This is a genomic window from Pseudomonas sp. WHRI 8519 (genome assembly GCF_040224055.2).
Lineage (GTDB): Bacteria > Pseudomonadota > Gammaproteobacteria > Pseudomonadales > Pseudomonadaceae > Aquipseudomonas > Aquipseudomonas putida_X.
Genome location: NZ_CP167996.1, coordinates 4,561,130 through 4,573,340 on the forward strand (window position 1 = coordinate 4,561,130; position 12,211 = coordinate 4,573,340).

Genomic DNA, 12,211 nt, shown 5'->3' on the forward strand with positions numbered 1-12,211 from the left:
CTGGCACGAGGCTACAGGCTAAAAAAACGCCTGCAATCGTTGGCAGATAAAGGCCCCGCCTGTGCCGTTATCAGCCTTCGCCATGATTTCTTTGGAACGTCTGAGTCCCCATCGCCCTGATCTGCCCTTCGATCAACGCTTCGAACGGGCGCAGCAACGCATCGAAACACGCCGGCTGCTCCAGCACATTCAAGGCCTGCACCACCGCCTCTATGGTCGACACCGCTCCCGGCTCCGGCGCCTTGCGCAGGCGGTAGCGCGAGGGCGACACCTGCGCCAGCGTCACCCTGGGCAACGCTTCGAGCAATGGATTGAGGTACAAAAGCTTGCGGGCCTTGCGCCAGGTGCCATCGGGGACGATCAGCATGAGCGGCCTGCCCTCTGCATCGCCATAGGCGGCGAGCACCTGGGCCTGCTCACCTGGGAACAAGAGCACCGGCCGGTACCCTGGTGCGCTCAGCAAATCACTCAGGTCTTCAAACACCTCGCCAACGCGCAACTCGGCATTGACCAGCCCAAGCGCAGCCAGGCGTGCGGTGTTCAGGGCGTGCGAGGTTTCACTGGGGTGCTGCAGCAGGACCACACGGGTGCGGCTGTCGAGCGAGGGGATCAGTGGGCAAAGGCAGTGATCGAGCGGGCGCTGGCAGCGCTCGCAGCGGGGTCTGGACATCGGCTTCTCCTTACCGGGCGCAGTGTGCCACAGCCCTGAGGAAAAGCCCCACATCCTTGTGGGAGAGGCTGTGAATCAGCGGTTGAAACGCTCCGCCAGGCTGTGCAGATACTCCGCCATTCGCTCCAGGTCCTGGCTGATCTCAGCCCCCTGCTTGGCCTGCCCCGCCGTTTGGTCACACAACTGGGCGATGCGCACGATCTGCTGGTTGATGTCTTCAGCCACGTGGCTTTGCTGCTCGGACGCCGTCGCCATCTGCTGGCTCATGCCCGTGATACGGCTGACCGCCTGGGCGATCCCGGCCAGCGCCGACTGCACCGCCTCGACACTGTGCACGCTGTCGCGTGAAATCTGTTCGCCACGGCTGGCAGTGCTCACCGCCCGCTCGGCGCCAGCGCGCAGCGAGGCGATGATCTGGTGGATCTCCTCGGTCGAGGTGCGCGTGCGCTGCGCCAGCGAGCGCACCTCATCGGCCACCACGGCAAAGCCCCTGCCCTGCTCACCCGCCCGCGCCGCCTCGATCGCGGCATTGAGCGCCAGCAAATTGGTCTGTTCGGCAATCGAGGTGATGGTGTCGACCACACTGCCGATCGACTGGGTCTGTTCAGCCAGGGCATTGACCGCCTGGCCAATGTCGCTGACCGCCTCGCTCATGCTGCCCATCGCCTTGAGGCTCTGCTGGGCCAGTTCGCTGCCCTGCTGCGCCAACTGGTCGGCATCGCCTGCTGCATGCGCGGTGCTTTGCACGTTATGCGTCACTTCCTGGATGGTCGCCGCCATTTGCGCAATGGCGGTGGCCGACTGGTCGGTCTCACTGCGCTGGCGATCGAGCATCTGTGCCTGGGCATCGGACAGGTCGGCCGACTGGGCGGCCCGCGACTTCACGCCGACGCCGGCGTCCACCAGCCGCGTCAGGGCGGTCTGCAGCCTGGCTTCCTCGCTGATGATTGCCAGGTCGAGCTGGCCATGCAGGCCCGGATTGTCACTGTACGTCAGCGCTACCAGCGGGCTGGTGAAGGCCTTGGGATGTTCGGCCAGTGTGCGGCGGATCGCCTGGTTATGCCGCTGTTCGATCAGGTACCAGGCCAACAGCATGCTGGCCATCAGTACGCCCAGCGCTGCATAGGGCGGTAACCAGAGGTAGCCGGCGGCCGACAGTAGGCCTGCACCGATCAGCGGCCAGCCATCGCCAACGCCACGCCCCAGCCGCGCGGCCCAGGGTACGGCCGGGCGCCCGGCGCGCAGGCGCGCATACAGCAGCTCTGCGCGGCGGATCTGCTCACGGCTGGGCACCGAACGCACCGACTCGTAACCGCTGATGCGGCCGTTCTCATAGATGGCGGTGACATAGGCACTCACCCAGTAGAAATCACCATTCTTGGCGCGGTTCTTCACCACGCCCATCCAAGGTTTACCTTGTTTGAGGGTGTCCCACATATGCCCGAAAACCGCCGGTGGCATGTCGGGGTGTCGCACCAGGTTGTGGGGCTGGCCCACCAGCTCGTCGTAGGTGAACCCGCTGATCGCCACGAACGCGTCGTTGCAGTACGTGATGTGGCTGTTCAGGTCGGTGGTAGAGATCAGCCGCTGGTCGCTGGAAAAGGTTCTTTCATGCTCAGTGACGGGCAAATTCATGCGCATCTGGGCGGTCCTTGCTTGTATAGATGAAGGGGAAAATCATCAAAGCAAGTAGAGGTTTAGCAGAACGCCATCAGCGTAGTGGTCAGGTTTGTAGGAAATTTACTCATCCCGACGGAATGACCGGAACGCCTTGTACATCAGCCAACATTGAGCTGGCTTTTGAGCAAATCGCGGAAGGTCTGAATCAAGGGCTCCCGGCTGCGACCGCGGCGAATGATCAACGAAAATGGCGCTTGATAGCCGAAAGTGGCCGGAGATAGTACCCGCAAGTCGCCCTTGTCGACCCAAGCCTGGGCATAGTGCTCGGGCAGGTAGCCGATATAGGCACCGGACAGGATCAGAATTAGCTGCGCCTCCATACTTTCGACGGTCGCCGCGCTGTGTTTGAAGCCGTGCCGGGCCAACTCCGCCTGGCTCCAGTAACCACGCCCGACCATACGCTGTTGGGTCACCACCGGCTCGGGGATACGCCGCTCGACGAACAACGGGTGGCGACTGCTGCAGTACAACCAATGCTGCTCGCGGTACAGCGGCTGGTAAACCAGGCCACTCATGCGCGAGGAGAATGCCCCAATCGCCAGGTCCAGGCGGTTGTCCTGCACGCCCAGCTGCAGCTCATAGGGGCTGGACACCGAAAGGTGCAGGTGCACCGCCGGGTGCTCCTGGCTGTAGGCGCCGATCGCTTCAGCCAAAGGCAGCGCGCGGTCGCCCACGGTTGAGTCGATCACCCCGAGGTTGAGCGTACCGCGCAGCTCCCCCTTGAGCGCTGCGGCGTATTGCTCGAAGCCATCGAGCTCCGCCAGCAGGCGCAAGGTCTCCTGGTGGAACAGCTCGCCCTTGCTGGTCAGGCTGAAGCCGCCACGGCCGCGGTGGCACAGCACGATGCCCAAGGCACCTTCGAGCTGGCTCATGTAGGTACTGATGGCCGAGGTCGACAGGTTGAGATCGCGCTGTGCATTGGCGAAGCCTTGGTGGCGCACCACGCTGACAAAGATGCGCAGCAGTTTCAGGTCAGGCAGGGTCGAGGCCATGGTGCAACGGTTCCGCAGTGTCATTTGCGCGCAGTCTACCCGCTGCGGGGGCGTTTAGTTCAGAAATTCCTGAAGTAAGTATTTGCCGGTAGCGATTTTTCCCACGCACTACCTTCAGCAGACTTGGCCGAAATGTCCCTGCCCGCCGGCATCACCGTATTTCAAGGCGCGCGGCGGCACAGGTTCGAACAAACAAAACAATCGACCGACTGATGAGGCCCACCGTGGACAAAGTTCTCCATCAACCACTGGGCGGCAACGAAATGCCGCGTTTCGGCGGCATCGCCACCATGCTCCGTCTACCCCACCTGCAAAGCGCTGAAGGCCTGGATGCCGCGTTCATCGGCGTGCCCCTGGACATCGGCACCTCGCTGCGCTCCGGCACCCGCTTCGGGCCACGGCAGATCCGCGCCGAATCGGTGATGATCCGCCCGTACAACATGGCCACCGGTGCCGCCCCGTTCGACTCGCTGTCGGTGGCCGATATCGGTGACGTGGCGATCAACACCTTCAACCTGCTCGATGCCGTGCGCATCATCGAAGAAGCCTACGACGAGATCGTCGAGCACAACGTCATCCCGATGACGCTGGGTGGCGACCACACCATCACCCTGCCGATCCTGCGCGCCCTGCACAAGAAACACGGCAAGATCGGCCTGGTGCACATCGACGCTCACGCCGACGTCAACGACCATATGTTCGGCGAGAAGATCGCCCACGGCACCACCTTCCGCCGCGCGGTGGAAGAGGGCCTGCTCGATTGCGACCGCGTGGTCCAGATCGGCCTGCGCGCCCAGGGCTATACCGCCGACGACTTCAACTGGAGCCGCCGCCAAGGTTTTCGCGTGGTGCAGGCCGAAGAGTGCTGGCACAAGTCACTGGAACCGCTGATGGCCGAAGTACGTGAAAAGGTCGGCGGCGGCCCGGTGTACCTGTCCTTCGACATCGACGGTATCGACCCGGCCTGGGCACCTGGCACCGGCACCCCGGAAATTGGCGGCTTGACCACCATCCAGGCGATGGAGATCATTCGCGGCTGCCACGGCCTGGACCTGATCGGCTGTGACCTCGTCGAAGTCTCCCCGCCTTACGACACCACCGGCAACACCTCGCTGCTCGGTGCCAACCTGCTGTTCGAAATGCTCTGCGTGCTACCGGGCGTCGTGCGCCGCTGAAACTTGTTGCACCCCGGCAGGAGCCATGAGGGAGGGCCACAGAGGCCCGCCAACACAAGACAAGACCGCCAGGCGCCGTGAAGCCGCCTGAGTGGTCGATCTCGCCATAATAAAGATAATCGGGAGACCCCCAATGGCCTTGGACATCATTGTTGTAATGATCTATACCGCCGGCATGCTCGGGCTGGGCTGGTATGGCATGCGGCGCGCGAAAACACACGAAGACTACCTGGTGGCAGGGCGCAACCTGGGCCCGACCTTGTACATGGGCACCATGGCCACCACCGTGCTCGGCGGCGCCTCCACCGTCGGCACCGTACGCCTTGGCTATGTGCACGGCATCTCCGGCTTCTGGCTATGCGCAGCCTTGGGCCTGGGCATCATCGCCCTCAACCTGTTCCTCGCCAAACCGCTGCTGCGCCTGAAGATCTTCACCGTGACCCAGGTACTGGAGCGGCGCTACAACCCCATGGCGCGCCAGGCCAGTGCGGCAATCATGCTGGCCTACGCGCTGATGATCGGCGTCACCTCGACCCTGGCCATGGCGACTGTCCTGCAGGTGTTGCTGGACTTGCCGTTCTGGATGTCGCTGCTGCTCGGCGGCGGGGTGGTGGTGGTCTACTCGACCATCGGCGGCATGTGGTCGTTGACCCTGACCGACATCGTCCAGTTCGTGATCAAGACCGTGGGCCTGATGTTCATCCTGCTGCCGGTGTGCCTGTACAACGCTGGTGGCTGGGACACCCTGGTAGCCAAGCTGCCGGCGGCCAGCTTCGCCTGGACCACCATCGGCTGGGACACCATCATCACCTACTTCCTGATCTACTTCTTCGGCATCCTGATTGGCCAGGACATCTGGCAGCGGGTATTCACCGCCCGCGACGAGAAGGTCTGCCAACGTGCCGGTACCACTGCAGGCCTGTACTGCGTGCTCTATGGCCTGGCTTGTGCCCTGATCGGCATGGCAGCGCACGTGCTGATGCCGGACCTGGCCAACCCGAACAACGCGTTCGCCGAGATGATCAAGAGCCAGTTGCCTGATGGTATCCGTGGCCTGCTGATGGCCGCTGCCCTGGCTGCGATGATGTCGACCGCCAGCGCCGGCCTGCTGGCCGCCTCGACCACCATTACCGAAGACCTGCTGCCTAAATTGCGTGGCGGCAAGCAATCGAGCCTGGGTGTCAGTCGCCTGTTCACCCTGCTCACCGGCTTGGTGGTGCTGGGCATCGCGCTGGCGGTGAACGATGTGATCAGCGCACTGACCCTGGCTTATAACCTGCTGGTCGGCGGCATGCTGATCCCGCTGATCGGGGCGATCTTCTGGAAACGTGCGACCACCGCAGGGGCCATTGCCAGCATGACGCTGGGCTTTGCCACGGCGCTGTTGTTCATGTTCAAGGATGGGTTGGACGCCAATACGCCGATCTACTACAGCCTGGCGGTTGGCCTGGTGAGCTTCGTGCTGGTCAGCCTGCTGTCGCGCAAACCGGTGGGAGTGGTTACGCTGGCTTGAGGATGGCGCAGGCCTTAACAGCGCCCTTGGGATCGAGTGCCGCGCGGGCAGTGCTCGGTCCCATACAAGCGCAAAATCAAAGCATGCATCCCGGCAACAACGAAAAAAGCCGCGCCATCATCACTGATATCGCGGCCTCGTTGTGTTCAGCGACGACGCGGCTGGCGCCTGCGCTGCTCTTCATCAGTCGGGATCGGCACCGGCTGTAGAGGTGGTGGTATCAGCCCCAGGGCGACAGCCAAGTCGTGGAGCCAGTTGAACATTTGGTTTTTCATAGTGCCCCCTTGACGGGTCAGCCTCTCGGTCAATCAATCCTACGATGTTTCATACAGATCATAGTCCGATGTCCTGTATTACGCATGCCCTTGTTGTTACAGATAGGGGCAAGTTTGACGCGGATCAAGCGGAAACGGTGGATTCCGACGGCTGGTTAATCGTTTCGCTTTGTTGCAAATCGACCCACGCCTGCAAATTCGCCCCACGCATCCCCTGCCGCCACATCAGCCAGGTCACCGCCTGATCGAACGGCGCCTGCAGCCGGTGGACCCGCACGCGGTCCCGCCCCGGCAGGCTGTCGAGCATCGACTGCGCCATCAGCGCCACCCCTGCGCCGGCTATCACACAAGCCAGCATGCTCTGATAAGACTCGATTTCCATTACCCGCCCCATTGGCGTATGGGCATGGGCATACCACGCCTCCAGGCGCATCCGGTAGGAGCACCCTTGACGAAAAGTGAACACCGCCTTGCCCGCCACATCGCTGGCGCTGTGCACCGGTGGGTGTTCGGGGCTGGTGATCAGTACCAGTTCTTCTTCGCACAAGGGCACACCATCCAGCCCCGCCAGGCTCGGCGGCCCATCCACCAGGGCGGCATCCAGGCGGTGGCTGAGCAACCCCTCGAGCAACTCGCCACTGGGGGCAGCCTGCACCTGCAGGTTAACGGCCGGATAGGCCTGGTGGTAACGCGCCAACAACGCTGGCAGGTGAATGGCCGCGGTGCTGTACATGGTACCCAGGATGAAATCGCCGGCCGGCTGCCCGCCCTGCACGGCGGCCATGGCTTCGTCCCGCAGCGCCGCCAGACGGTTGGCGCAATCCAGCAGCACCTTGCCGGCGGGTGACAACTGCAGGCGCTGGCGCTCACGCAAGAACAGTTCCACGCCCAGTTGCTCTTCGAGTTGGCGCAAGCGCGTCGAAAGGTTCGACGGCACCCGGTGCAAGCGCTCGGCGGCGCGGGTGATGGAACCTTCCTCAGCGACCGCCTGGAAAATACGCAGCTGGCTGAACTCCATGACATTCTCCAAAACAGAACAACTTCATCATCATTATTCAATTTTATTGAAAACAAAAGCGCCCTAACCTCCCCTTCATCGTTTACAGGCTTGCGGGAGTGTTCTCATGTCGCCATTCGTACAACTGTTGGCCAGCGCCGTGGCGCTGATGATGGCCATGGGCATCGGCCGCTTCGCTCTCACCCCGCAACTGCCGCAACTGATCGCCGAAGGCCAGTTCGACCTGACCAGCGCAGGGCTTGTCGCAGCAGCCAACTACCTTGGCTATTTCGTTGGTGCCGCGTATGCCATGTTCGCCCGCACCCCCGCCCAGGTCAGGCTGTGCCTGCACGGCGGGCTGTGGCTCTGTGTGGTGCTGACCCTGGCGTCCTGGGCTGCGGACGGGTTCTGGAGCCACCTGCTGCTGCGTTTCGGTACGGGCGTAGCCAGTGCGTGGGTGCTGGTGATGATCACCAGCCTCAGCCAGCAACTGGCCAACGCCAACAATCGTCCGCGCCTTGGCGCCCTGGTGTTCGCCGGGCCTGGGCTGGGCATCGCCGTGACCGGCCTGCTGGCACTGGTCGCTCACTCGCTTGGGTTGAGCTCCGCGGCGTTGTGGCTGGTGTATAGCGTTGCCGCGCTGGTCATGTTGCTGGCGGTGCGCCCTTGGCTGCCTCGCGCTCAGGCACCCGCTGTGGTGCTGAGCACGGTGCAGGGAGGCGCGACACGCAGCGTTGGCATCGGCCGCCTTGGCCTGGTGTATGGCTTGTATGGCGTGGGCTACATCCTGCCGGCCACGTTCCTGGCGCAAATGGCCAACCAACAGTTCCAAGGCAACTGGATGGCGGACCTGTTCTGGCCGGGGTTTGGTGTGGCGGCGGCGTTGGGCGTGGTGCTGGTGAGTGTGCGACGCGCCGGCCGCACTTCGGCCTGGCTGACCGCGACCTTGTGGCTGCAAGGCCTTGGCGTACTGGCCTGCCTGATGGGCGGCGGCCTTGGCTTGGCCTTGGGCGTGGTGCTCTGCGGTACGCCGTTTCTGGCATGCATGCAGCTGGTGATGCAACGCTCGCGGGAGCTGGCGCCCCATGCCACGCAGCGCAATGCCGGGCTGCTGACAGCGTGCTTTGCGCTGGGACAGTTGAGCGGCCCGTTGCTGGCGGCGCTGAGCAACCATTACAGCGGGGGCTTGCAGCCGGCGCTGGCAACGGCGGCGGCTGGGTTGGGGCTGGCGGGGGTGTTGGTGCTTACGGGCACACGCCATAACCGCGACTGCCAGATTGCAGGACGGGTTGCCTGATGGATCGAGGCTGATCAGCACCGATCCTATCGCCGGCAAGCCGGCTTCCACATGAATTGCGCCGACTGTTAGAAACTGGACAAGGCGGTTGAGTGCACAGTTGAAGCGTAGATCTGAAGAACTGCGCGGTCGGAGGTGGGAGCCGGCTTGCCGGCGATTGGCCGCATAGCGGCCCCAGAGCCACGCTGATCTCATCGAGCGCGATCGGATGATTACCGATCCGGTCGGCACGTACAGCAAAGACGACGCCTATCCCACAAACCTGCGCAACTGCTGCTTCACCCAAGGCTCGGCACTGACCAGCACCACGCCGAGCAAAACCATCACTGCCCCAAGCACAAAATTCACGCTCAGCGGTTCATCCAGCAACAGCACGCCAAACGTCACCCCAAACAACGGGGTAATGAAGGAAAACACCGCCAGATTCGAAGCCAGGTACTTGCGCAGCAACCAGAACCACGTCAGGTAGCTGACGAACGAAACCACAATACCCTGGAACAGCACGCTGCCGACCGCCAAAGGGGTCCACACGACCTGGTCGATCTGGCCGCTAAACAAGGCGATCAGCACCAACCCGACAAACCCCACCGCCAGTTGATAGAACAGCGTCAACGTCGCAGGCGCCTCAGACAAACGCGAACCCCGTACCACCACCGTCGTTGCCCCCCAAGCCAAACCGGCCAGGACACCGAATGCATCGCCGAGCAGCATGCGCCCGTCCATCTCCTCGAACGACAGCCCCCCGGCAAATGCGGTAGCGATGCCGCCGAACGCCAAGACGATGCCCAGCCACTGCAACAGGCGCAGCCGCTCGCTGGGCAGCATCAGGTGCAGCCCAAGTGCCGTGAACACCGGTGCGGTGTAGAGAAACACAGACATATGCGCCGCGGATGTCAGCTTCAGCCCCTCGGCGATGAACAGGAACTCCAGGCCAAACAAACCGCCGGCCAGCAGCCCGCCACGCCAAGTGCTCCCGACCTGCCCCCAGCCACCGCGCCAGCAGATCATCAAGCCAACCAGCACGGCGGCAAGGCCGTTACGCAGTGCAGCCTGCATCACCGGCGCAATATCAACCGCAGCAGATTTGATCAATACCTGTTGGCAACCCCAGATCAGGCACAGCCCCAGCATGACCTGAAAGGCAAACGCATCGGGATTCTTGCGGGCCGCACTCATGGGCGGACCTCTTGGGTGATCGATGGCATGGGCAAGGCTCGGCAGTATTCAGGAACTGCCGATTATCGGTTTTTCCGAGCAGGCCTTGCCAGCCTCAATACGACCTCAAGCGATCTGCGCCTTCGCCGACACCTGCTCGAAGGTGGTTTCGTCCAGCGCATCCTCCTGTTCATCGAGCACCTGGCGGGGGTGCTCGAAGCCCGGGATGCTGCTGTCGATCAGGCTCATCAGCCGCGAACCACGTTCGGTCAGTACGAAGTTCTCGCCGTTACCACCCTCTTCCGGCGGCCGGCTTTCGATGAAGCCACGCTCGAACAGCAGCTTCTCGTACTCGCAGGCACGGGTCTTGAGTTGATCCACATCGGTGACTTGTTGACCTTCGCAGGCCATCGCCGCAGCGTGCTGCTCGGCATAGGGGCGTGGTGTAAAACTATGACCGGCGCCGTTCTGCACCTCGTGCAACAAACGCTCGATCAAGTCCCAGTCGTAGGTGATGCTCATGGCTATGGCCTCTTGCTATGTACGAATGGAGTACACAGGTTGGGACCAGCCGGGGTTTGAGTACGTTCCAATGTTCTCGGCACAGGGGTAGCCAGATTTGCCGGCACGGCCGCCCGTCACGGACGCTGAACTTCCGGGCCTCACGAGCTCTCCACCGAGCACAACCACCGCCGGAGGTATAAAGGATGAAACCGCTGCTGCGCATCGCCTGTGCGACTGCCGTGTTCTGCGCCCTGCCCGCCTGGGCCTGCACACCGGAAGAGGCTACCCAGAAACGTGAGGAACTGGCAGAGCTGGTGAGCCATTTGACCGAACAAAACCCGCAGAAAGCGAAGGAGATCAATGATGAGCTCCAAGGGATGGAGCTGGGCACGGCGAGCAAGGACCTGCCCGACAAGTGTCAGCTGATCGACAAGCGGATCAAGGAATTGAAAGAGGCGGAAAAGAAAGCGGATTGACAGCAGGACTGCTGGGCGCAATCGCCGGCAAAGCCGCTCTCGCAGGTGAACACCCGGGAGCCGGCTTGCCGCCGATTGCGCCTTAGCGCAGGGTATTACTCAGCAGCAGGCTTGCGCTTCTTCAACGGCGCCATGCCATCGGAGCTCGCCAGTGGCGCGTTGGCCTTTGGCTTGGCGGTCGGCTTACGCTTGGCAGCCGCTTTTTTGTCGCCAGCCTTCTTCTCGGTCTTTTTCTTCTTGGTGCCGGCCGCCTTGCCCGACGCCTTGACCTTCTTCGGCCCGTTGTAGGTGCCTTTGACTTCCTTGATCACACGGCGCTCGAACTGCTGCTTGAGGTAGCGCTCGATGCTGGACATCAGGTTCCAGTCATTGTGGGTGATCAACGAGATCGCCAGGCCTTCGCCGCCGGCACGGCCGGTGCGGCCAATGCGGTGCACATACTCGTCGCCGCTGCGCGGCATGTCGAAGTTGATCACCAGGTCCAGGCCGTCGATGTCCAGGCCACGGGCCGCCACGTCGGTGGCTACCAGTACCTTGGAGCTGCCTTGCTTGAAGCGCTCGATGGCCAGCTTGCGGTCCTTCTGGTCCTTTTCACCGTGCAACACGAACGCTTTTACGTCTTTGGCGACCAGGTGGCCGTAGATGCGGTCAGCGAGCACGCGGGTATTGGTGAAGATGATCGCCTTGTCGAACTTTTCGTTGGCCAGCAGCCACTGCACGATCGCCTCTTTGTGCTGGTCGTGGTCTGCGGTGATGACCTGCTGGCGGGTGCCTTCGGCCAACTGCGAAACACTGTTGAGCATCAGGTGCTCAGGGTTTTTCAGCACTTTGCCGATGATGTCGCGCAGGGCCGCGCCGCCGGTGGTGGCCGAGAACAGCAGGGTTTGCTCACGGTTTTCGCATTCTTTGCACAGGCGCTCCATGTCTTCGGCGAAGCCCATGTCGAGCATGCGGTCGGCTTCGTCGAGGATCATCACCTGTACATGGGACAGGTCGAGGTTGCCGGCATTGAGCTGCTCGAGCAGGCGGCCCGGGGTGCCGATCAGCACATCCGGCACCTTGCGCAGCATGGCGGCCTGTTCCTTGAAGTCTTCACCGCCGGTGACCAGGCCCGCCTTGATGTAGGTGAACTGCGAGAACAGCTGCACTTGCTTGAGGGTCTGCTGGGCCAGCTCACGGGTCGGCAGCAGGATCAGCGCGCGGATCTCGACGCGCGCGCCCTTGAGGTCGACCAGGCGGTTGAGCAGCGGCAGGACGAAGGCCGCGGTCTTGCCGCTGCCGGTCTGCGCGGTCACCCGCAGATCACGCCCTTGCAGGGCCAAGGGGATGGCCGCGGCCTGCACCGGAGTTGGCTCGACAAATTTAAGCTCGGCCACGGCTTTAAGCAGGCGTTCATGCAGGGCGAATTGGGAGAACACGGAGGTAACCTCAGGCAAGTGCGGGAAATTCAGTTGCATAGGGTAACGTTTTCTGCAGC

The 12,211-nt window shown here is 62.7% G+C and carries 12 protein-coding genes; 4 read left to right on the top strand and 8 right to left on the bottom strand.

Annotation, left to right across the window (positions count from 1 at the left end; all coding sequences use genetic code 11):
- Nucleotides 1–70: 70 nt before the first annotated feature.
- The 3 genes from ABRP30_RS20740 to ABRP30_RS20750 all read right to left on the bottom strand — a co-directional run bounded on the left by ABRP30_RS20740 (nt 71) and on the right by ABRP30_RS20750 (nt 3,342).
- A complete protein-coding gene (locus tag ABRP30_RS20740) occupies nt 71–670 on the bottom strand; it encodes a DTW domain-containing protein (protein WP_349974632.1) in 600 nt (199 codons plus the stop codon).
- Nucleotides 671–745: 75 nt separating this feature from the next.
- Nucleotides 746–2,311: a PAS domain-containing methyl-accepting chemotaxis protein gene (locus ABRP30_RS20745; RefSeq protein ID WP_349974633.1), complete on the bottom strand. Its 1,566-nt coding sequence runs from the start codon at nt 2,309–2,311 to the stop codon at nt 746–748.
- 137 nt (nt 2,312–2,448) lie between these two features.
- Nucleotides 2,449–3,342, bottom strand: coding sequence for a LysR family transcriptional regulator (locus ABRP30_RS20750; protein WP_241804681.1), 894 nt, complete (start codon nt 3,340–3,342; stop codon nt 2,449–2,451).
- A gap of 224 nt (nt 3,343–3,566) precedes the next feature.
- On the opposite strand from ABRP30_RS20750, the gene speB reads away from it, so the two are divergent.
- Both speB and ABRP30_RS20760 read left to right on the top strand, forming a co-directional pair.
- Entirely contained in the window at nt 3,567–4,517 is a 951-nt protein-coding gene (speB, locus tag ABRP30_RS20755; RefSeq protein ID WP_012315641.1) for an agmatinase, read from the top strand.
- A 133-nt stretch (nt 4,518–4,650) separates the two neighbouring features.
- The gene (locus ABRP30_RS20760) at nt 4,651–6,030 is read left to right on the top strand and encodes a sodium:solute symporter (RefSeq protein WP_241804682.1); all 1,380 of its coding nucleotides are present in this window, start codon (nt 4,651–4,653) and stop codon (nt 6,028–6,030) included.
- Nucleotides 6,031–6,176: 146 nt separating this feature from the next.
- Here the strand turns inward: ABRP30_RS20760 and ABRP30_RS20765 are convergent, their stop codons facing one another.
- A complete protein-coding gene (locus ABRP30_RS20765; RefSeq protein ID WP_008090807.1) occupies nt 6,177–6,305 on the bottom strand; it encodes a PA1414 family protein in 129 nt (42 codons plus the stop codon).
- Nucleotides 6,306–6,429: 124 nt separating this feature from the next.
- Nucleotides 6,430–7,323, bottom strand: coding sequence for a LysR substrate-binding domain-containing protein (locus ABRP30_RS20770; protein WP_349974634.1), 894 nt, complete (start codon nt 7,321–7,323; stop codon nt 6,430–6,432).
- Nucleotides 7,324–7,429: 106 nt separating this feature from the next.
- Between ABRP30_RS20770 and ABRP30_RS20775 the strand changes: the two genes are divergently transcribed.
- Nucleotides 7,430–8,599 carry an MFS transporter gene (locus ABRP30_RS20775; RefSeq protein WP_349974635.1) on the top strand — a complete coding sequence of 390 codons (1,170 nt, stop codon included), beginning with the start codon at nt 7,430–7,432 and terminating at the stop codon, nt 8,597–8,599.
- Between the two features lie 249 nt (nt 8,600–8,848).
- Here the strand turns inward: ABRP30_RS20775 and ABRP30_RS20780 are convergent, their stop codons facing one another.
- The gene (locus ABRP30_RS20780; protein ID WP_349974636.1) at nt 8,849–9,775 is read right to left on the bottom strand and encodes a DMT family transporter; all 927 of its coding nucleotides are present in this window, start codon (nt 9,773–9,775) and stop codon (nt 8,849–8,851) included.
- A 105-nt stretch (nt 9,776–9,880) separates the two neighbouring features.
- Nucleotides 9,881–10,276 carry a transcriptional regulator gene (locus ABRP30_RS20785; RefSeq protein ID WP_267817906.1) on the bottom strand — a complete coding sequence of 132 codons (396 nt, stop codon included), beginning with the start codon at nt 10,274–10,276 and terminating at the stop codon, nt 9,881–9,883.
- A 185-nt stretch (nt 10,277–10,461) separates the two neighbouring features.
- Here ABRP30_RS20785 and ABRP30_RS20790 point away from each other — a divergent pair, with 185 nt between their 5' ends.
- Nucleotides 10,462–10,734, top strand: coding sequence for a hypothetical protein (locus tag ABRP30_RS20790; RefSeq protein ID WP_349974637.1), 273 nt, complete (start codon nt 10,462–10,464; stop codon nt 10,732–10,734).
- A 95-nt stretch (nt 10,735–10,829) separates the two neighbouring features.
- On the opposite strand, the gene ABRP30_RS20795 is transcribed toward ABRP30_RS20790, so the two are convergent.
- Nucleotides 10,830–12,191, bottom strand: a complete 1,362-nt coding sequence (locus ABRP30_RS20795; protein WP_241807212.1) for a DEAD/DEAH box helicase — start codon at nt 12,189–12,191, stop codon at nt 10,830–10,832.
- Nucleotides 12,192–12,211: the final 20 nt, after the last annotated feature.

Excerpts from the sequence above, each read along its gene's own strand:
- ABRP30_RS20740 (WP_349974632.1), bottom strand. The coding sequence starts at position 670 with ATGTCCAGACCCCGCTGCGAGCGCTGCCAGCGCCCGCTCGATCACTGC.
- ABRP30_RS20745 (WP_349974633.1), bottom strand. The coding sequence starts at position 2,311 with ATGCGCATGAATTTGCCCGTCACTGAGCATGAAAGAACCTTTTCCAGC.
- ABRP30_RS20750 (WP_241804681.1), bottom strand. The coding sequence starts at position 3,342 with ATGGCCTCGACCCTGCCTGACCTGAAACTGCTGCGCATCTTTGTCAGC.
- ABRP30_RS20760 (WP_241804682.1), top strand. The coding sequence starts at position 4,651 with ATGGCCTTGGACATCATTGTTGTAATGATCTATACCGCCGGCATGCTC.
- ABRP30_RS20765 (WP_008090807.1), bottom strand. The coding sequence starts at position 6,305 with ATGAAAAACCAAATGTTCAACTGGCTCCACGACTTGGCTGTCGCCCTG.
- ABRP30_RS20770 (WP_349974634.1), bottom strand. The coding sequence starts at position 7,323 with ATGGAGTTCAGCCAGCTGCGTATTTTCCAGGCGGTCGCTGAGGAAGGT.
- ABRP30_RS20775 (WP_349974635.1), top strand. The coding sequence starts at position 7,430 with ATGTCGCCATTCGTACAACTGTTGGCCAGCGCCGTGGCGCTGATGATG.
- ABRP30_RS20780 (WP_349974636.1), bottom strand. The coding sequence starts at position 9,775 with ATGAGTGCGGCCCGCAAGAATCCCGATGCGTTTGCCTTTCAGGTCATG.
- ABRP30_RS20785 (WP_267817906.1), bottom strand. The coding sequence starts at position 10,276 with ATGAGCATCACCTACGACTGGGACTTGATCGAGCGTTTGTTGCACGAG.
- ABRP30_RS20790 (WP_349974637.1), top strand. The coding sequence starts at position 10,462 with ATGAAACCGCTGCTGCGCATCGCCTGTGCGACTGCCGTGTTCTGCGCC.
- ABRP30_RS20795 (WP_241807212.1), bottom strand. The coding sequence starts at position 12,191 with ATGCAACTGAATTTCCCGCACTTGCCTGAGGTTACCTCCGTGTTCTCC.